The organism is Bifidobacterium sp. M0353, from assembly GCF_016100645.1.
In the GTDB taxonomy this organism is placed as follows: Bacteria; Actinomycetota; Actinomycetes; order Actinomycetales; family Bifidobacteriaceae; genus Bombiscardovia; species Bombiscardovia choladohabitans.
This window is the reverse complement of sequence record NZ_JACFSB010000001.1, coordinates 777,134-797,232: the sequence shown is the minus strand read 5'-3', so window position 1 is coordinate 797,232 and position 20,099 is coordinate 777,134. Positions and strand designations below refer to the sequence as shown.

At 61.2% G+C, this 20,099-nt stretch carries 15 protein-coding genes and 2 tRNA genes; 12 read left to right on the top strand and 5 right to left on the bottom strand.

The genetic code is table 11. The features are described 5' to 3' along the window. Positions 1 to 149: 149 nt before the first annotated feature. Positions 150 to 743: an NUDIX hydrolase gene (locus tag H3V04_RS03200; protein ID WP_198177861.1), complete on the bottom strand. Its 594-nt coding sequence runs from the start codon at positions 741 to 743 to the stop codon at positions 150 to 152. 121 nt (positions 744 to 864) lie between these two features. Here H3V04_RS03200 and H3V04_RS03195 point away from each other — a divergent pair. The 9 genes from H3V04_RS03195 (at position 865) to H3V04_RS03155 (ending at position 9,909) form a co-directional block, all read left to right on the top strand. After that, positions 865 to 938, top strand: a tRNA-Leu gene (locus tag H3V04_RS03195). Between the two features lie 49 nt (positions 939 to 987). Next, positions 988 to 1,635 (top strand): ANTAR domain-containing response regulator, encoded by a 648-nt coding sequence (locus H3V04_RS03190; protein ID WP_015021953.1) that lies wholly within the window; start codon positions 988 to 990, stop codon positions 1,633 to 1,635. A gap of 7 nt (positions 1,636 to 1,642) precedes the next feature. After that, positions 1,643 to 4,537: a DNA polymerase I gene (polA, locus tag H3V04_RS03185; RefSeq protein ID WP_198184350.1), complete on the top strand. Its 2,895-nt coding sequence runs from the start codon at positions 1,643 to 1,645 to the stop codon at positions 4,535 to 4,537. 48 nt (positions 4,538 to 4,585) lie between these two features. Further along, the gene (locus H3V04_RS03180) at positions 4,586 to 5,503 is read left to right on the top strand and encodes a Nif3-like dinuclear metal center hexameric protein (RefSeq protein ID WP_232342437.1); all 918 of its coding nucleotides are present in this window, start codon (positions 4,586 to 4,588) and stop codon (positions 5,501 to 5,503) included. A gap of 35 nt (positions 5,504 to 5,538) precedes the next feature. Continuing rightward, a complete protein-coding gene (locus H3V04_RS03175) occupies positions 5,539 to 6,222 on the top strand; it encodes an NUDIX hydrolase (RefSeq protein ID WP_198187165.1) in 684 nt (227 codons plus the stop codon). Between the two features lie 127 nt (positions 6,223 to 6,349). Continuing rightward, a complete protein-coding gene (locus tag H3V04_RS03170; RefSeq protein ID WP_198187164.1) occupies positions 6,350 to 7,063 on the top strand; it encodes a TetR/AcrR family transcriptional regulator in 714 nt (237 codons plus the stop codon). 117 nt (positions 7,064 to 7,180) lie between these two features. Next, positions 7,181 to 7,912 carry an ABC transporter ATP-binding protein gene (locus H3V04_RS03165; RefSeq protein WP_198187163.1) on the top strand — a complete coding sequence of 244 codons (732 nt, stop codon included), beginning with the start codon at positions 7,181 to 7,183 and terminating at the stop codon, positions 7,910 to 7,912. A gap of 1 nt (position 7,913) precedes the next feature. Then, positions 7,914 to 8,609 carry an ABC transporter permease gene (locus H3V04_RS03160; protein ID WP_198187162.1) on the top strand — a complete coding sequence of 232 codons (696 nt, stop codon included), beginning with the start codon at positions 7,914 to 7,916 and terminating at the stop codon, positions 8,607 to 8,609. A 13-nt stretch (positions 8,610 to 8,622) separates the two neighbouring features. Next, on the top strand, positions 8,623 to 9,909 hold the full coding sequence (locus H3V04_RS03155) for an MFS transporter (protein ID WP_198187161.1): 1,287 nt from the start codon (positions 8,623 to 8,625) through the stop codon (positions 9,907 to 9,909). Here H3V04_RS03155 and H3V04_RS03150 read toward each other — a convergent pair. Further along, a tRNA-Pro gene (locus tag H3V04_RS03150) sits at positions 9,901 to 9,974 on the bottom strand. The two genes, H3V04_RS03155 and H3V04_RS03150, sit on opposite strands and share 9 nt — an antisense overlap. Positions 9,975 to 10,093: 119 nt before the next feature. Between H3V04_RS03150 and aroA the strand changes: the two genes are divergently transcribed. Both aroA and hisN read left to right on the top strand, forming a co-directional pair. After that, complete coding sequence (gene aroA / locus H3V04_RS03145) at positions 10,094 to 11,449, top strand: 3-phosphoshikimate 1-carboxyvinyltransferase (RefSeq protein ID WP_373564681.1); 1,356 nt, start codon at positions 10,094 to 10,096, stop codon at positions 11,447 to 11,449. A 32-nt stretch (positions 11,450 to 11,481) separates the two neighbouring features. Continuing rightward, the gene (gene hisN / locus H3V04_RS03140; RefSeq protein ID WP_198187159.1) at positions 11,482 to 12,282 is read left to right on the top strand and encodes a histidinol-phosphatase; all 801 of its coding nucleotides are present in this window, start codon (positions 11,482 to 11,484) and stop codon (positions 12,280 to 12,282) included. 156 nt (positions 12,283 to 12,438) lie between these two features. Here the strand turns inward: hisN and H3V04_RS03135 are convergent, their stop codons facing one another. From H3V04_RS03135 to H3V04_RS03125, 3 genes are all read right to left on the bottom strand, one after another. Then, positions 12,439 to 13,665 carry an acetate/propionate family kinase gene (locus H3V04_RS03135; RefSeq protein WP_198177705.1) on the bottom strand — a complete coding sequence of 409 codons (1,227 nt, stop codon included), beginning with the start codon at positions 13,663 to 13,665 and terminating at the stop codon, positions 12,439 to 12,441. Positions 13,666 to 13,855: 190 nt separating this feature from the next. Then, a complete protein-coding gene (gene pta / locus H3V04_RS03130; RefSeq protein ID WP_373564651.1) occupies positions 13,856 to 15,544 on the bottom strand; it encodes a phosphate acetyltransferase in 1,689 nt (562 codons plus the stop codon). A 126-nt stretch (positions 15,545 to 15,670) separates the two neighbouring features. Beyond that, positions 15,671 to 18,145 carry a phosphoketolase gene (locus H3V04_RS03125; RefSeq protein ID WP_198187157.1) on the bottom strand — a complete coding sequence of 825 codons (2,475 nt, stop codon included), beginning with the start codon at positions 18,143 to 18,145 and terminating at the stop codon, positions 15,671 to 15,673. Between the two features lie 333 nt (positions 18,146 to 18,478). Here H3V04_RS03125 and guaA point away from each other — a divergent pair, with 333 nt between their 5' ends. Continuing rightward, a complete protein-coding gene (gene guaA, locus H3V04_RS03120; protein ID WP_198187156.1) occupies positions 18,479 to 20,041 on the top strand; it encodes a glutamine-hydrolyzing GMP synthase in 1,563 nt (520 codons plus the stop codon). Positions 20,042 to 20,099: the final 58 nt, after the last annotated feature.

The following is a 20,099-nucleotide window of genomic DNA, read 5'->3' as shown; positions in this document are numbered from 1 at the left end:
TCTCCGGACTGCCGCCTGGCTGTCGACTGAGTCAGCCGGGCAGGTGGCCGTCAGGTTCATTCGGCACTGATAGAGCAAGGAACCGGTGGTCTTTCCCGCCTGCCAAGGCAGGGGAGAGGCCACCGGTTCGCTATGCGAGGGTTCTTGCCTCAGTGCAGGTCCGACAGTCCAATCTTGGCCCGCAGGATGGCGATGGTGGTTTTGGCATCCAGAATGGTCCCTGCGATCACCATGTCATAGGCCTCGTCCACGGTGAAGAGCCGCACATTCTGGTGGGGGGTCTCCGGTGCCAGGCTGGCAGGTTGGACCGGGGTCAGGCCCTCGGCATAGAAGAGGGTGGTGTGCTGCGTGGAGAAGCTGGGGGTGTTGATGAACCTGGCGAACTGGTTGAAGGAGGCAGCCTTGTATCCGGCCTCCTCGCGCAGTCGTCTGGTGGCTACATCGATGGGGGCCTCCTTGTCGTTGAGCGGATGGCCGGCCGGCAGCTCAAGGGTCCAACGGTGAGTTGGGAGTCGGTACTGCTCGACCAGGGGTATCCTTCCGTCGTCGGTGATGGCCAGGACCGCGATGGTGTCTCCGTGCTTCTCGCTGACGATGCTGCGGTCGAAGGTCTGATTGTCACTGGATTCAAAGGTGACCCTGTCGACGCTGAAGTAGTGGCTGTCCATAATTTGCTTGCGGGCCTTCTCCTGGACGGGGGAGGTGCGCCAAGGATCGAACCGTCGATAGATATGAGTGGTCATCATGCTCTCCTTCGACTGCTGATGTGCCTGTATACATAACTGTCTTCATTCTAGGGCAGATTCAACACGAATAACCTTGCGTCGTCGCCAAAGTATGGTAGATTCTCTGTGGTGATGAAAAGCCCCCGTATCCCAATTGGTAGAGGAAACGGCCTCAAAATCCGTGCAGTGTGAGTTCGAGTCTCACCGGGGGCACGATAAAGCGAACCCCAGCCGTCCCTCATCGATTTCCGGTGAAGCTCGGATGGACTTTCAGGAAACGAGGTTGAAAGTGGCTTCAGAGAGTAAGAACCGCAGCGATTCTCCCGAGGGGCGGACCGTGGTTGTGGCGGAGGATGAGGCTTTGATCAGGCTCGATACCGTCGAAGCTCTCGAGGATGCCGGCTATGACGTGGTCGGCCAGGCGGCCAGCGGCCAGGAGGCCATTGATCTGACCCGCGAGCTGAGACCCGATGTAGTCGTTATGGATGTGAAGATGCCCGGCACCGACGGCATTACCGCCGCCACTGAGATCGGCAAGGAGAATCTGGCCCCGGTGGTTATGCTGACGGCGTTCTCCCAGCAAAGCCTGGTCGAGAAGGCGGCCGATGCCGGAGCCATGGCCTACGTGGTCAAGCCCTTCGCTCCGGAAAAGCTGCTTCCGGCCCTTGAGGTGGCCATCTCCCGCTTTGACCAGATCAACGCCCTGAAGGACGAGGTCACCGACATGAAGGCCCGTTTCGAGGCCCGTAAGCGGGTGGACCGGGCCAAGGGGCTGCTCATGGAGAGCATGGGCATGACCGAGTCCGAGGCCTTCCGCTGGATTCAGAAGACCTCCATGGACCGCAGGCTGACCATGCAGGAGGTGGCCGACGTGGTCATCAACAACGTGGCCAACCAGAACGACCGTTAGCCCGCCTATGGAAGACCAGACGAAGAAGCAGGACAAGGACGGCCGCACCCTGCTGGTCGTCGATGGACATTCGCTGGCCTTCCGGGCCTTCTATGCCCTTCCCGTCGAAAGTTTCACCACCTCGACCGGGCAGCCCACCAACGCGGTATGGGGCTTTGCCACCATGCTGGCGGATGTCATGGCCAAGGAGAAGCCCACCCATATGGGCGTGGCCTTTGATGTCAAGGGCGGCACCTTCCGCAACACCATGCTGCCCCAGTACAAGGGTACCCGTGAAGCCGCCCCCAAGGAACTGCTGACCCAGCTACCCCTGATCCAGGACCTGCTCAAGGGCCTGGGCATCACCTATATCGAAAAACCCGGCTATGAGGGCGACGACATCATCGGCACACTGGCCACCATGGGGGAGCAGGCAGGGTTCAAGACCCTGGTCCTGTCCGGGGACAGGGATGCCTTCCAGCTGGTGGACGACGAGATCACCGTGCTCTACCCGGGCCACCATTTCAAGAACCTCAAGCACATGACGCCCCAGGCCATCATGGACCGCTACAAGGTGACCCCGCAGCAGTATCCGGATCTGGCCGCCATGCGCGGCGAGGGAGCCGACAACATTCCTGGTGTGCCGGGCGTGGGCGACGGCTATGCCGCCAAGTGGATCAACAAGTACGGATCGTTGGATTCCATTCTGGAGCACGCCGACGAGATCGGCGGCAAGAAGGGTCAGGCCCTGGCGGAGAACGCCGACCAGGTGCGGCTCAACCGGAAGGTCAACGCTCTGGTACGCGACCTGGACCTGGGCGTGAAGGTGGAGGACCTGCGTTTCGGCACCATCCATACAGATCAGGTCCTGCCCATATTCGAGCAGTTGCAGTTCGGACCGCAGACCCGCAAGAAGATCCTACGCGGATTCAACACGGTCGCCGATTATGACTACTCTTCAGCCTCGGCACTGGTCGATGTCAGCAACAAGCAGGAGGAGTTCACCCAGCCTGAGCGCGATAAGGCGGATTCCGCCGACCAGCTGCGGGACTGGTGTGAGAGGCATCTGCCGGATAAGGCCCTTTGTCGGCGCTCGGCGGACCATGTCAAGGCCATGGCCGATTCCCTGGACAAGATCAAGGACATCGGCGACACCGACCAGAATGCCATGCGTTGCAGTGAGGCCATGAAGGAGCACTGGGTGCTTCACGCCATCGGCTGGGCCAAGCACGGCGACTACGGCCTGGAGGAGTTGTCCATTCTCGCCATGGATGGCCACGGTCTGGTCCTCATGGCGGAAGACATTGACGAAGACATGCGTGTGGCCATCCAGGAGCTGATTGACCAGCGGATCGGCACCTGCGTGGTCCACGGCTACAAGGAGCATCTGCACTTCCTGGAGAGCCAGGGGCTGCACATGCCCCTGCCCCTGTTCGACACCAAGCTGGCAGGCTATCTGGCTGAGCCTGATTTCCATGCCGACAATCTGGAACAGGCCGTCGCCCATTTCCTGGCCATCCCCATAGAGGAGGAGCCCGAGGCCACACAGGGAGCCCTGGCCCTGGACGGGCGAGAGGATGAGGACGAACGTAGGCGTGGGACTCGGATCCTTCGCCAGGCGCAGTACGTCATGATGGTCTCCGAGCGTCTGCAGGAGTTGATGGACGAGCGCCACCAATACGGCCTGCTGCGCACTATAGAGCTGCCCACCTCCGCAGTCCTGGCGCAGATGGAGACCGAGGGCGCCAAGGTGGACGATGCCCGCCTGAAGGATATGCACGACCGGTTCGCCGCCGAGGCCCGCCAGGCTCAGGAAATCGCCTGGGATAGGGCCGGCAGCCGTGTCAACCTGCAGAGCCCCAAGCAGCTGAGCAAGGTGCTCTTCGATGACATGGGCCTGGTGCCCACCCACAGGACCAAGACCGGGTCCTATTCGACCAACGTCTCGGTCCTGCAGGACCTCTACATCAAATCAGTCAACAACGAGCGGGCCAACGACTTCCTGGGCGCCCTGCTCAAACACAGGGAGACCAACAAGCTCAAACAGATCGTGCAGACCCTGCGCGAGGCCGTCAACCCCCGGGATGGGCGGCTGCACACCACCTACGAGCAGACCGTGGCCGCCACTGGTCGGCTGAGCTCGGTCGATCCCAACCTGCAGAACATCCCCAACCGGGATGCCCGGGGCCGTGAGATCCGTTCGGCCTTCGTGCCTGGCAGCGGGTATGAGGCGTTGCTCTCTTCGGACTACTCCCAGGTGGAGCTGCGGATCATGGCCCACCTTTCCGGGGACCAGGCCCTGATCGACGCCTTCAAGTCGGGTGCCGACTTCCACCGGTACGTGGCCAGCCTGGTCTACGACATCCCCATGGAGGAGGTCACCGGGGACCAGCGCTCCCATGTGAAGGCCATGAGCTACGGCCTGGCCTATGGACTGAGCACCTATGGCCTGGCCCAGCAGCTCAAGATCAGTCCGGCCGCGGCTGATGTGCTGCGCGCCAAGTACTTCGCCACCTTTGGCAAGGTCCATGAGTACTTGGAGTCCCTGGTGGCCGATGCCCGGGAGAAGGGCTACACCGAGACCATGTTCGGGCGGCGGCGCTACTTCCCTGGGCTGCGCTCCAAGCGGCGTCCCACCCGTGAGGCCGCCGAGAGGGCCGCTCTGAATGCGCCCATCCAGGGGTCGGCTGCCGACATCATGAAGATCGCCATGATCAAGGCCAGCCGTGCCTTGTCCGACCAGGGGCTGAAGAGCCGCATCTCCCTGCAGATACACGATGAACTGCTGGTGGAGATCGCTCCCGGAGAGACTGACAAGGCCACTAAGCTGGTCAAGGATTCCATGGAACATGCCGTTGAATTGGCCGTGCCCCTGGACGTGTCCACCGGCATCGGCCAGGACTGGGAGCTGGCTGCTCACTGACCTGACATGGAGTGGACTGGGCCCAGCAGGATCCGAGGAGGGATCGTCATGCCTGATGAACAGAATGAGGTTCAGAGGTCTTCGGTGCCCCTGGGCCAGGTGGTTGATCTGCTTGAGGGACTCTATCCTCTGGACTACGCGGAGGACTGGGACCATCCAGGCCTGGTGGCGGGGGATCCGTCCTGGCCGGTCAGGCGGATCTGGTGCGCTGTGGACCCTCGGCCCGATGTGGTTCAGGAGGCTCTGGATCACAAGGCCGACCTGCTGATCACCCATCATCCGCTCTTCTTCAGGTCGGTCCACCAGGTCTCCGGCCTGGACTTCCGGGGGGACATGATAACCAGGCTGATCGAGGGCCACTGCGGGCTCTGGGTGGGGCATACCAACGCTGATGCCGCCTACCGTGGTGTGTCCCAGGCGGCTGCCGATGCCCTGGACCTGCAGGATGCACGACCACTGGCCCCTCAGCCGCTCTCAAACCGTGACCTGCACGCTGATCAGGGAATTCAGGTAGGCCTGGGTCGTTGGGGCCGGCTTCCGAGGCCCGTACCATTTGAGGATCTGGTCCATACCGTGGCGGGCCTCCTGCCCAGGACGGCTCTGGGTGTTCAGGCGGTCGGTCCGTCCGAGGCCATGGTCTCCACAGTCGCCCTGCTGCCCGGCTCAGGGGACTTCGAATTCGACCTGGTCCGGTCTACGGGGGCCGATGTCTACATCACCAGCGATTTGCGCCATCACCCTGCCACGGATGCCTACCAGCAAGCCCTCTATGAGGCCCAGATGGCCGGTCAGCCCAATCAGCCCAGACCCATGCTGATCAACACCCCGCACTCGGCAATTGAGAGCCTCTGGTTCCGCTACGCCAAGGGAGACATTGCCAGGGCCCTGGAGACGGCTACCAGTGTTCGCCCGCAGGTGGGGGTTTCGCCCATCGTCACCGATCCCTGGACCATGGTGGTGCGTTGACGGCTGAGGATTGATGGTTGAGGAGGAGTGATTTCATGAGCGATGAAGCGCAGGATCTGCAGGCACGATTGGCCGCCAGACTGGCAGACCGGGATGGCCAGGGGCCCAAGGGCATCGACATGACCCGCGCCCCCGAGCTGGTGGATGACAGGGAGGTCTTCCGGGGCCCGATATTCGTTATTGACCAGCAGCAGGTGGCCATCTTCCGGCGTGATGGTTCCAAGGAAACCATCGACCGGCAGCTTATCCGTCACGCCCCTTGTGTGGTCATGCTGGTGCACGACTGCGCTTCCGATGCCTATCTGCTGACCCGCGAGTACCGGGTGGGCGCCCAGGCCTACGTATTCGGCCTGCCAGCCGGCTTCATCGACCCGGGGGAGAGCCCGGTCAAGGCCGTCCTGCGCGAGCTGCGTGAGGAGACGGGTCTGGTCCCCGGGCCCGAGGGCGCTCGAGGCTCCGAAAGCAATCTGGATCCGGAGGACGGCTGGATCGATGCCGCTCCCGATGTCTACTCATCCCTAGGCATGAGCGACGAGCTCGGCCAAATCGTGGTCCTGCATCTGCGTCGCTGGCATCAGGGGCCCACCGACTTCGACCCGGGTGAGCATATCCAGTCGGCCTGGGTCTCCTGGCAGGAGCTCTGTGCAGCGGGAGTCGCCGATGCCAAGGCGGTGGTGGCCATCCAGCATGAGGCCATTCGTCGCCTGCAGAAGAATTAATGTCGAGTTGGCAAGTGCTATGAATAGGTAGACATAACATACCAGTGGTATGATAGCTTCCTGTAAGAAGAGGTCGTCGGGCCATGATGGTCAGACGTCGATGCGTTGACAAGGAGGGGAGCACCGCATGGGCACGCCGAAGGATCCCGAAGGGCATCGTAATCAGATCCTTGATGTAGCCCAGCGGCTCTTCCTGGAAAAGGGTTACGACGGAACCAGCATCCAGGACATCGTCGATGGTCTGGGCGGTATGACCAAGGGAGCTGTCTACTACCATTTTCCTTCCAAGACGGCCATTTTCCATGCGGTCACTGAGCGCATGGCTTCGTCCTCATCCCAGGGGGACTGGCTGGGGGAATGGCCCGGAAAAACTGGCCTTGACAAACTGCGCAACGAGCTGATTGCCTCCCTGTCGGCTTACTCGCGTCTCGATGTGACCTTTTCAGCCAGAACCCTGTTGAAGAGCCCCCGCATGGTCGGGGAGATGTACTTGAAATCCATGGACAGGATTGTGGACGTGATCACCCCCTACGTTCGAGAAGGCGTGGAGGACGGCTCCATTGCCCCTTGCAATCCCGAGGATTTGGCCCAGGTGCTCTATATCCTGCTCAACATGTGGATAGGGATTCGATTCTCGACCATGACCCGGGACCAGGTGGTCTCCAAGTTCTCCCTGTTGGCGGATATGCTCAAGGGAATAGGGGCGCCTGTCATCGATGATCGGGTTATTCGTGCGGCCGTGCATTTGCACGCACATCTGAAGAGCAATCCTTTGACTGCCACCAGCGGGGAGTCCACGCAAGAGGAATCTGACAAGAATCAGGATCAAGGGGTCTCTTAGAGCCGATAGATATCTTAAGGCCAAGAGGGCTCTGTCTACTAGCAAGATTCGGGCACTCAACGAGTAATGGTTTTTGTTTCCACCAAACATACCATCGGTATTTTTGAAAGGAGTTTTATGCAGGTGCTGAAGGCGGACGGAATTGTCCAAGTGTTTGAAGGCAGGGAGGTGCTGTCCGGACTGGATTTGACCCTGGGACAGGGCGAGATTCTGGGCTTGCTAGGTGCCAACGGGGCTGGCAAGTCCACGCTGTTGAAGATCCTGACCGGAATGCAGAGGCCTGTCGGCGGCAGAGTCTGTTTTCTGGGGAGGCCTCTGAGCGAAGACTACCCGGGCAATCTGGCCAGGATGGGAGTGTTCATCAACGAGCCGGTCTTTTATGAGTCCCTCAGCGCTAGGGAGAATCTTGAGATTGACCTGACCTACCTGGCATTGGCAGACCGGGAGCATAGGGATGCCGAGCCTACCGGGATCAGCCAACTTTTGGACAAGGTCGGTTTGGCCGCCGATTCAGCCACGCCTGTCGGCAGGTATTCCATGGGCATGAGGCAGAGGCTGGCCCTGGCCAGGTGCATGGGCCATCATCCTGACCTTTACCTACTGGATGAGCCGCTCAACGGATTGGATCCTGTGGCCATCGGACAGCTGCGAGATAGCCTGTGCAGCCTGGCAGCTCAGGGGAGTGCAATCCTCTTTTCCAGCCACATTCTCTCCGAAGTGTTGCGCACGGCCGACCACGTGATGGTCGTGGCGGACGGCAGAGTCAGCCTGCGGGCCAGCGTGCCGGAGCTCCTCAATCAGGGCCAGGAGGTCGCCGAGCGAACCCTGGTCAAGGCCATGGAGGGCTGATATGAAGATGCTGCTGAAATTAGAACTGAAAAAGACCAGGCTATGGCCCTGCATCTTCGGAGGGCTGGCAGTAGTGGCCGCAGCCTTGGCCATCGGAGGCATGTTCCTGGCCATTGGCCATACTAGCGGACGGTCAGATCCTCGGTTGTCAAGCCTGGCCTTCGTGCTGCAGATGGCCATGGTCATCCTTCTGGTGGGCTTCTCCCTGGTGGCTGCTGCCCTCTGCAACCTGGTCTTCATTGAGCCCTATATGGGGAGGAACCTGGCGCTCACCCTCTCATTCCCCATATCGCGAAGCCGAATCCTGCTGGCCAAGTTGATCTTCGTCGGCCTCTTCACTGCGCTCTCCTACTTGGCTGGGACGGCCATCACCCTGACCGTCATGCTACTAATCGACCGTCTTGTGGGTTCGCTTGGAACGGGCTCGCCAGGCAGTCTGCTTGAACAGGTTCTCCTCATGCTGGTTACCAGCCTTGCCGGACTGGTGGGGTTGGTTGGCATCGCCCTCTCTATAGGCTTCTGGAAGCGTTCGCTGCCCATCATGTTCGCGGTCCTGCTCCTGCTGGACGCTGTAGTGGGCAACCTGCTCTCCCTCTCCCCGCTGCTGTCGGCGCTGGTGCTTCTGATCATTTTCCTGGCCTCCCTGCCGGCTTGGTGGTTGCTTCACCGGACTCTCATGAAGATCGAACTGCCCTGAACGGCTGCCGACCATGCAGGAACTTCTGAAGAACAAGCCTTTCGTGACCATGGTTCTGGCCAGTCTGTTGAATACGGTCGGAGGCGAGCTCTTCAACATCGTCTTCATTGTCTATGCCCAGACCATGCCCTTTGCCGGACTGGCCGTCTCCGTAGCCTCAATTGCCTGGGTGGCTCCAGCTCTGACGGCCATCCTGACCGGATACCTGGCCGACAGCACCGCGCACAAGACGCGGATGCAAGTTGTGATCAAGCTGATTCAGGTGTGTATTTACCTGGCTATGGCCATGACAATCGGCAGGTCCAAGAGTTTGCCCGTCTTTCTGCTGCTGGTAGCCATGGACATGACATCTTCCATGTTGGAGGGATATGCAGGAAGTCTGTGGATGCCGGTCCTCAAACACCTGGTCCAGCCAGGCCAGCTCCATCAGGCGACCTCAATCACCTCCGCTGCATCCAATGTCGCGGCTGTCATCAGTGCAGGCGGAGGTGCGGTGTTGATCGCTATCCTGGGCAACAGATTCGCTGTATTCGCGCTGATCAATGCTGCCACCTTTCTGCTGGCGGGAATTTTGGTGGCCATTGGCTATAAGGCATTCGCCAGGGCGGAGGTCACGGGCAATGGTTCACCTGTGGGCAAGCATGTGGGCCTGTCCTCCAGCCTCCGTATGGCCTTGGGGGAGTTCCGCAGCTCTACATTCCTGGTCCTGATGGTGGACTTCGGCTGTCTGGTCAACCTTCTGGGGACGGCTCTGCAGCCCCTGCTCAATCTGGGGCTGATTTCCATGCCCGAGGTCTGGTGGGGAAGCTACGGCACAACCATAGCCGTAATCAACGGCATCTCCTCGCTGGGACTTATCCTTGGCGCACTCCTTGCCGCAGATCCGCTCAGGCGGCTGCCCATGGCCCATTTGCTGACCGGAGTCATGGCCGCAGCCGCCATGGTAGGGATCAACCTGGTATGGCTGCACATTCCTGCCCTGCTGTTCCTCCCGCTCCTGGTCATGAACTATCTTTTGGGCAAGATCAACCCCCGGTTCATGACCATGCTCATCAGCACAGTGGGCGAGGACCACCTGGCTGCAACTATGGGAGTGGTACAGACTGTCATGATGATAGGGGCGCCTCTGGGGCAGATGATTTTTCTAACGCTGGGAAATCTGGTCGGCATCGCCATCACCATGTCGATTTATGCGAGTCTGACGGGCCTTCTGGCTCTTACGATTCTCCTTACAGGATTGCTGGGCATGAATGTCAAGGATCCGACTCCCGAAATGGGACGAAAGCAAAAGTCGGGCTAGCCGGATTTGAACCGGCGACATCCTGCACCCAAAGCAGGCGCGCTACCAAGCTGCGCTATAGCCCGGCGCTCATAAGTATCAACGTATGAGCACAATGTATCAATATAGCACAGGGCCAGGTCCCCGCTGGACCCTTGGCGGGTGAACAGGGAGTGGGAACAGCTCTGCGCCTGCGGTTACCATGGTGACCATGACAGTGGAAGAGACATGGGCGGCGCCGCAGGCGGGTGGCCCCTTGGATGCAACGGTGACTATACCAGGGAGCAAGTCCCTCTCGAACAGGTATCTGATTCTGGCGGCCTTGGGAAGTCGACCCGTCAGGCTGACTGGTCTGCTCAGGTCGCGTGATACGGACCTGATGATTCAGGCTCTGGAGGCCCTTGGCGTGAGCTGTCGGGTTGACCCGAACAGTCCCACAGAAGTGGCAGTTGCTCCACCGGCAGGCGGACGTTTCCGTGGCGGCGCCCGGGTAGAATGCGGACTGGCTGGAACCGTTATGCGTTTCGTGCCGGGTCTGGCCATGCTGGCTGATGGTCCCACACACTTCGACGGGGACCAGCAGGCCTATCGGCGACCTATGAGGCCCCTGTTGGACGGCCTGACCCAGTTGGGAGCCAAGATAGATTACCTGGGCCAGGAAGGTTTCCTGCCCTTTGTGCTCACACCGCCGGACCGCCTGGTGGGCGGAGAGGTGACTATAGACTCCTCGGCATCCTCGCAGTTCATTTCCGGCCTCCTGCTGCTGGCGGCCAGGGCTGATGGCTCGACGACCATCGTCCACTCCGGCCAGCATCTTCCCAGTCTTCCGCACATCGCCATGACTGTTGAGGATCTGCGTCAGGCCGGAGTCCAGGTTCAGGCCAATCCTGACCGTTGCTGGTGGAGTGTTGAAGGCAAGGGATCTGCTGGGACGCAGCTGCCCGATCGGGTCCGGGTGGAGCCCGACCTGTCGAATGCGGCCCCCTTCCTGGGAGCGGCCCTGATAGGTGGCGGACAAGTCAGCGTGCCCAACTGGCCAGATCGGACAACACAGCCAGGTGGCTTGCTGCCCGGGTATCTGAAGACTATGGGCGCGAAGGTAGACATGGTTCCCGACGGTCAGGGTGGCGCCACCTGTAGGGTGACCAGCGGGGAAGCCATCCATGGACTTGGCGACTTCGATCTGTCTCCCGCGGGGGAGATTGTGCCCTCTATTGCAGCCATCCTGGTTTTTGCGGACGGGCCCAGTCGCCTGCACGGCATTGGCCACCTGCGTGGTCATGAGACCAACCGACTGAAGGCGCTGGCCACCGAAATCGCCAGAATAGGAGGTCGAGCCCGCGAACTGGATGATGGCCTGGCCATTGAGCCTGTGCCGACTCAGCGTATGCACGGGGCCGTCATGGAGACCTATGCCGACCATCGCATGGCTACTTTCGCCGCCATGATCGGGCTCAGGATACCCGGCATCCGGGTGCGCAACATCGGTACCACGGCCAAGACCATGCCTGACTTCCCGGGTATGTGGAAGCGAATGCTGGCAGGCGAGGTTCAAGGCTGAACCAGAGCGATTCAAGCGAAAGGAGCCGTGTTATGAGCATCGAGGATGAAAGGCAGACCTGGCAGGAGGATCTGGATCTGGCCATCGCCATGGCCGATCAGGCCGATCAGGTCACCGTGGGTTACTTCAAGTCGCCAGATCTTAAGGTGGAACGCAAGGCGGACAATACCCCGGTCACCCAGGCTGACAAAGAGGCGGAGGCAGTGATTCGTCGTGTTTTGGCCCGAGCAAGGCCCAACGATACCATCTATGCCGAAGAGCTGGGAAAGCAGGAGTCCAACGGCAGACGGTGGATCGTCGATCCGATTGACGGGACCAAGAACTATGTGCGCGGAGTCCCCGTCTGGGCGACTCTGATTGGCTTGGAGGTAGACCATCAGATGGTGGTCGGCACGGTATCGGCCCCCATGCTGGGCACCCGCTGGTACGCTGCACGGGGTCAGGGAGCCTACATGGCGCGTCAGGGCGAAGCCCCCAAGGCCATCCACGTATCAAATGTGAACCGGATGGAAGACGCATCCATGTCCATATCGTCGCTGACTGGGTGGAAGGCCATAGGACGTCGGGAGCGGCTTCTTAACTTGACCGATCGGATCTGGCGCCTGCGTGGTTTCGGCGACTTCTGGCAATACATGCTCTTGGCTCAGGGGGCTATCGACCTGGCGGCAGAGCCGGAGCTTGACCTCTATGACATGGGTGCGCTGGTTCCCATCGTGACCGAGGCAGGGGGCAGCTTCACTGACTTGGCAGGCAACCCGGGTCCCTGGGGTGGCAATGGCCTTGCCAGCAACGGTCTTCTGCACAAGGAAGCCCTGGCGGCCTTGGGCGATTGAAGCATATGACTTATAGAAGAAGGCTGGTGACCACAGCAATGCATGTGATCACCAGCCTTCTTGGTTCTTAGGACCAAGTTCTCAGGACCGAACCCTTATCTCAATCATCCCTCATTCGACCATCAGTTGGGTTGAGGGGGCAGGCCCGGTCAGCGGTCAGGCTTGGAACTTGTTGCCGTAGGCATCGCCCTGGCTGGCGACGACCTCGGCCTGACGGGCGATGGAGAGTTCCTCGTTGGTGGGGATGACGCAGACGGCTACCGTGCTGTCGGGGGTGGAGATGATCCGGGCCTCCTTGGAGCGCTGGTCGTTCTTCTCCTGGTCCAGCTTCACGCCGAAAGGCTCCAGCTGCTCGATCACCCGGCGACGCACGATTTCGTCGTTCTCGCCCACGCCTGCCGTAAAGGTAATGGCATCCAGGCCGCCCATCTGGGCCGTGTAGTTGCCGATGTAGCCGACGATGCGGTGGATGTAGATGTCCAGTGCCAGCTTGGCATCCTCATCGCCCTCGGCGATCAGCTTGTGGACCTCGCGCATATCGCCGTGGCCGGTCAGCCCAGTCATGCCGGAGCGCTTGTTGAATAGGGTGTCCAGCTCATCCACGCTCATGTGGGCGTTGCGGATCAGGTGGAAGACAACGGCCGGGTCGATGTCGCCGGTGCGGCCGCCCATAACCAGGCCCTCCAGGGGGGTCAGTCCCATGGAGGTCTCGACGGGATGCCCGGAGACCTGAGCAGAAGCGGAAGCCCCATTGCCGATGTGCAGGACGATCTGCCGCAGGCCCTCTGCAGGCTTGCCCAGCAGACCGGGAACCAGCTGGCCCACATACTGGTGGCTGGTGCCGTGGGCGCCGTAGCGACGGATATGGTACTGCTTGGCGATGTCCTTGTTGAGGGCGTAGGTGGAGGCTTTCTTGGGCAGTTCAAAGAAGAAGGAAGAATCGAACACGAAGACCTGCGGGGTCTGCGGCATCAGCCGGCTCATGACCTCGGCGCCCTCGGCCTCGGGTCCGTTGTGCAGGGGGGCCAGCACGGCCAGATCCTTGACCTGGCTCAGGGTCTTCTGGGTCAGGAGGGCAGGCTTGGGGAAGATGGCTCCACCCTGGACGACACGGTGGCCCACGGCGATGATGCCCGCCTTGTCCAGATCAGGGCCATACTCCTTGAAGAAGCCCAGGACGCGCTTGAGTCCGGTCTCATGGTCGTGTATGGGTTCCTCAAGCTCATGTTTCTCGCCGTTGACCTCGTGCTTGTAATGGCCATCGGTGGGCTCGCCGATCTTCTCGACCAGACCCGAGGCCAGGCTCTGGCTGGTCTCCAGATCGACCAGCTGGTATTTGATCGAGCTTGAACCCGAATTGATGACTAGGACGGTTTTCGCCATTGGGGCATCCTCCTGATGTGCTTGTATAGAGCCTGCGCTCCTCAATCAGTCCTCAAGATTACTCGTCGGCCCTTACAAGGCGCGGTATATTGCCAGGCCGACATGGTTTTGGGGCTGCTGCTGAATCTGTGTCGGAGATATGAATCAGCAACAACCCCTGAGGTTTATAGGGACATTAGATGGACGGCGATCAGTCCTGGGCTTCGACGGCGGTCAGAGCCACGGTGTTGATGATGTCGGCAACCAAGGCACCGCGGGAGAGGTCGTTGACGGGCTTGTTCAGACCCTGCAGGACCGGTCCGACGGCCAGGGCGCCCGAGGTGCGCTGTACGGCCTTGTAGCCGATGTTGCCGGCGCTCAGGCTGGGGAAGACGAAGACATTGACCTTCCCGGCGACCGGATCACCCTTGGCCTTGGTGGCCGCAACAGTGGGGGACCAGGCCGCGTCGAACTGGATGGGGCCCACGATGGGCAGTTCCGGCGCTTTCTCCTTGGCCAGGCGGGTGGCCTCTTCAACTAGGTCGACATCCGGGCCCTTGCCTGATCCCAGGGTGGAGTAGGAGAGCATGCCCACGCGCGGGTCCACGCCGAAGGAGCGAGCGGTTTGGGCCGACTGGATGGCGATGTCGGCCAGCTGCTCGGACGATGGGTTGAGGTTGATGGCACAATCCGCGAAGACCGCCACATGGTCGGGGAAGCACATGAGGAAGGCTCCGGATACCAGAGATGCGCCCGGCTTGGTCTTGATTACCTGCAGGGCTGGGCGGACCGTATTGGCGGTGGAATTGATGGAGCCGGACACCAGGCCGTCGGCCTTGCCCAGCACTACCAGCATGGTGCCGAAGTAGGAGGGATCGGCCAGCTGCTTGCGCGCCTGCTCCGGGGTCATGCCCTTCTTGACACGCAGCTGGCAGAGGCGATCGACCATGGGGGCCAGCACCTGCTCGTCGTCCATGGGCTGGAAGGAGGCCTTGTCCAGGTTGTTGAGGCCAAGCTCCTTGCCGCGCGCCAGAATGGAATCCTTGTCGCCCACAATGATCAGGTCGACAATGTTGCGGGCCAGCAGGTAGTCGGCCGCCTTGATGATGCGGTCCTCTCCGCCTTCGGGCAGGACAATGGTCTTCCTGTTGGCCTTGGCCTTGGCCAGCAGATCGTTCTGGAATGCTACAGGTGTGGTGGCCTTGGGGCTGGCGGCGTCGGCGGCCTTCAGCACCTGGTCGACGTCCACCTCCTGCTGGAATGTCTGGCTGGTGGTCTGGCGGGCCTGATCGGCGGACGGATCCGTGTCGAAGTCCATCTTGGAGACGGTCCAGGTCGGCAGGTCGTACTCCTGGAAGGCCTGGGTAAGAGGTGCCTTCTGCTCTGGCTGGCATCCGGTAATGAAGACTCCGGCAAGCACGGCTCCTTGGGCCTCGATGGTCCTGCGGCAGGCGGCCACGGTCTTCATGACCTGGCCGGGTTCTCTGCCGATGGTGCAGACGGCCAGCATGACCGGGGACCTCAGGTCGGCGGCGATCTGTGCATTCAGAGCAAACAGGCCGGGGTCGAAGAGTTTCGAGGCATCGCTGCCCACGATCAGGACGCGCTCGGGATGGGTGGCTTCCATCAGCCCGTCATAGGCGTTGAGGACATCGGCCCGGGTCTGCATGGGGTCCTCAGTGGCGTGCCCAGGACATTTGCCACGGCAGATTTCAGGGTCCGTGTCAGGGAATGAGCTGGCTGCAACCAGTTCCGGGGTCAACGGGTGCTTCCTGCAGGCGATTGGTCTGAATACCGCCGTTTTGGCCTTGGCGCTCAAGGCCTTGGTCAGGCCGTAGGCCACGACATTGCGACCGTTGGCGGCTTCTGGGCTGATGATGGTGATGCTTGCAAGACTCACTGTGTCTTCTCCTGTCCGGACGTGGTTGCCTTGATGACTGCTTTGTGCACAACCTTGTCCAGTATACAGAAACCGCCCGCCATGCGGGCTGCGCATGACGGGCGGTTCCAGGGTCGGATCAGCGTATCACTCGTTGTCTCCGGCGGTCGCGGCGGTGGCGGAGATGGTCTCCTGGCCGGCGCGGTTGGCATCGGGCCAGACCCAATCGGTGTAATCGGGGTGGTCGTAGCCCTTGTCCACGGCGAACTGGAAGGCCTCGTCGCGGAACTTGGTCCACTTGTCGATCTGGTCGGCGTACTTGCCGGCGTCCACCAGCTTCAGGGCGGAGGCGGCCAGGCACCAGCGATCCATGTCGTTGACGCGCACCATGTCGAACGGCGTGGTGGTGGAGCCCTGCTCCTCGTATCCGTGCACGGAGAAGTTGTCGTGGTTGGGACGTCCGTGAATCAGGCGGTAGATGGAGCCGGGGTAGGCGTGGAAGGCGAACAGGACCGGCTTGTCCTTGCTGAAGAGCTCGGTGAACTCCTCGTCGGACAGGGCCTGATCGTTCTCCTCGGTGTCTTGGATCTTCAACAGGTCGACCACGTTGACGAACTGGACCTTCACGCCCAGCTTCTGCAGCATGTCGTCGGCGGCCAGGGCCTCCTGGGTGGGGATGTCGCCTGCGGTGGCGATGACGACATCAGCATCCTCGGCATTCTTGGCGTTGGAGGCCCAATCCCAGCGGGCGGCCCCCTTCTCCAGCTCGGCGGCGGCCTCGTCCACGCTCTGGTAGGTGGCGGCGGGCTGCTTGCCGGCGAAGATGGCGTTGATGCAGTTGGTCGACTTGTAGCAACGCTCGCCCACGTTCAGCAGCATGTTGGCGTCGGCGGGGAAGTAGATGTTGACCACGTGATCGTTGTTGAAGTTCTTGTTCAGCAGGATGTCGACGAAGCCGGGATCCTGGTGGGAGAATCCGTTGTGGTCCTGACGCCAGACGTGCGAGGTGACCAGGAGGTTCAGTCCGGCGATGGGCTTGCGCCACGGGATTTCGCGGACGGTGGCCTCCAGCCACTTGGCGTGCTGGTTGATCATGGAGTCGATGACGTGCACGAAGGACTCATAGGAGCTCCAGATGCCGTGGCGTCCGGTCAGCAGGTAACCTTCCAGGAAGCCTTCCATCTGGTGCTCGGAGAGCTGCTCGATGACCTGGCCGGTGTGGGCCATATGCTCGTCGGTCAGCTCCGACAGGTAGTCGGCATCCCACTGCTTGTTGGTCACCTCATAGGCGGCGGCCAGACGGTTGGAGGCCGTCTCGTCAGGTCCGAAGATGCGGAAGTCGGTGGGGTTCTTGGCCAGCACGTCGCGGGTGTAGTAGCCCAGGACGCGGGTGGCCTCGGTGGCGCCCCAGCCGTGGCCGTGCTTCTTGATGTCAATCTCGTAGTCGTGGATGTCGGGCAGCTCCAGCGGCTTGAGCAGCCGCCCGCCGTTGGCGTTGGGGTTCTCGCCGATGCGCAGGTCGCCCTTGGGCATGAAGCTGGTGACCTCGGGGCGCAGGGTGCCCTTCTCGTCGAAGAGCTCCTCGGGCTTGTAGGAGGCCAGCCAGTTCTTGAGGATCTGGAAGTGGGCCTCGGTGTCGCGGGCGGAGGTCAGCGGCACCTGGTGGGCGCGCCATGATCCCTCGGTCTTCTTGCCGTCGATGAACTTGGGGCAGGTCCATCCCTTGGGTGTGCGGAAGATGATCATGGGGTAGAAGGGCCGGGTCATGTCGTCGGTTTCGGCCCGGGCCTTGATGTCGCAGATCTTGTCGAAGACGGTCTCCAGCATGTCGGCGAAGCGACGGTGGATGGACAGGTGGTCCTCGTCGTCGAACCCTGCAACGAACTCGAAGGGCTCATAACCCATGCCATGGAAGTACTCATGCAGCTCCTCGTCGGAGATGCGCGAGAGGATGGTCGGGTTGGCGATCTTGTAGCCGTTCAGGTGCAGGATGGGCAGGACGATGCCGTCGGTGCGGGGGTTGACCAGCTTGTTGGACTGCCAGCCGGTGGCCAGAGGGCCGGTCTCGGCCTCACCGTCACCCACGATGCAGGGCACGAAGAGGCTGGGGTTGTTCATGATGGCGCCGTAGGCGTGGGAGAGAGCATAGCCCAGCTCGCCGCCCTCGTGAATGGATCCGGGGGTCTCAGGGGCGAAGTGGGAGGGGATACCGCCCGGGTAGGAGAACTGGCGGAAGAACTTCTGCAGGCCAGCCTCATCGTTGGTGATCTTGGGGTAGTACTCGCTGTAAGTGCCGTCCAGGTAGGACTGCGAGGTGCCGGCGGGTCCGCCGTGGCCGGGGCCCATGATGATAACGGTGTTCTGCTGATGGTCGGCGATCAGACGGTTGATATGGCCCAGCAGGAAGTTCAGGCCGGGGGTGGTGCCCCAGTGGCCGACCAGACGATGCTTGACATCCTCCCGAGTGAAGGGCTCCTTCATCAGGGGGTTGCTGCGAAGATAAATCTGTCCGATGGAAAGATAGTTGGCCGCCCGCCAATACTTGTCGACGGCCTCGAGGGTCTCCTCGGCGATTGGGGTCTCCAGCTTCGCCCAAGGGGTGCCGATAACAGGATTCGTCATGTGTACTCCTGCACTATAGTGCGATTGTTTATTTACTTCGGTTACGGGCTCGTACGGTGTCATTTCAGGCATCCGTCGGGTTCGTACCCAATGCCTACATGGTACGTGAACGAGCAGACTTTTCTGAACGTTTTCTTGCAGTGTGTGTTCGCTCTTGTGAGAAAATGCGAGGGAATTGTCTGCTTGCAGACAGGAATTTCCGCCGGGGGTGCCGGTGAGGGCTCAATCACGGTAGCATTGTCGAAAACTGGAACCATACTGGACTTGTCCGCGTGCGTTGATTCGTCGCTCTCGGGCATCCACGGCAGATACAGCATATATATAAGGAGTTTTATGGCACAGGGTCCCGTCCTGGTGGTCGATTTCGGTGCGCAGTACGCCCAGCTAATCGCTCGTCGAGTCAGGGAGGCGGGGGTCTACTCCGAGCTGGTGCCTCATTCGATGAGTCTGGATCAGATGCTGGCCAAGGATCCCAAGGCGGTCATCCTTTCAGGCGGCCCGGCCTCCGTCTACGTGGACGGGGCGCCTACCATCGACAAGAGGATTTTCGAGTTGGGTGTGCCTGTGCTGGGCATCTGCTACGGCTTCCAGGTCATGGCCCATGAGTTGGGCGGCGAGGTGGACAAGGCGGCCCTGGGGGAGTACGGCAAGACCGAGGCCTTCATCGACAGCGCCAAGGGAATACTGCAGGATTCGCCGGCGCGGCAGGATGTATGGATGAGCCATGGCGTCGCCGTCAACCGTGCGCCCGAAGGCTTTGAGGTTTTGGCGCATACCGAGGGTGCTCCGGTGGCGGCCATGCAGGATCCTTCCCGGGGGCTGTACGGGGTCCAGTGGCATCCCGAGGTCACCAACACCCCTCTGGGGCAGGACCTGATCGATTGCTTCCTGCATCAGTGCGCCGGACTGCCGTCGGATTGGAACGCCTCGGGTATCATCGAGCAGCAGGTGGAGAAGATCCGTCGCACGGTGGGTGACGACCAGGTCATCTGCGGCCTGTCGGGCGGCGTCGATTCAGCCGTGGCGGCCGCTCTGGTCCACCGGGCCGTCGGCGACCAGCTAACCTGCGTCTTCGTGGATCATGGTCTGCTGCGTAAGGGGGAGGCCGAGCAGGTCAAGCATGATTTTGTGGCAGCCACTGGCATCAAGCTGATCGCTGTGGATGCCTCGCAGGACTTCCTGACCGCCCTCAAGGGCGTTTCCGAGCCCGAGCGCAAGCGCAAGATCATCGGGGAGAAGTTCATCCGCACCTTTGAAAAGGCCCAGCGGCAGGTGATCGAGGAGGCCGGCAAGACCGGCAAGGAAGTCAAGTTCCTGGTGCAGGGCACGCTCTATCCGGACGTAGTCGAGTCCGGCGGCGGAGACGGAGCGGCCAATATCAAATCCCACCACAACGTGGGCGGTCTGCCCAAGGATGTCAAGTTCAAGCTGATCGAGCCCCTGCGCACCCTCTTCAAGGATGAGGTCCGGGCCATCGGCACCGAACTGGGCCTGCCTGACCAGATCGTCTGGCGTCAGCCTTTCCCGGGCCCCGGTCTGGGCATCCGCATCATCGGCGAGATCACCCAGGAACGCTTGGAGACCTTGCGTGAGGCCGATGCGATTGCCCGTGAAGAGCTGTCCAAGGCTGGGCTGGATCGGCAGATCTGGCAGTGCCCGGTGGTGTTGCTGGCCAATGTGCATTCAGTAGGTGTGCAGGGCGACGAGCGTACCTATGGTTCGCCGATCGTGCTGCGTCCGGTCTCTTCCGAGGATGCCATGACTGCCGACTGGACCCGTCTGCCCTACGACGTGCTGGCCACCATCTCCACGCGCATTACCAACGAGTGCCCGGGCATCAACCGCGTGGTCCTGGACTGCACCTCCAAGCCTCCGGCAACCATCGAGTGGGAGTAGGCTGATAGGGTTTTGACCTGCATTTTTGAGTGCCGCACTGTGCCGCTGAGTTTCGTTT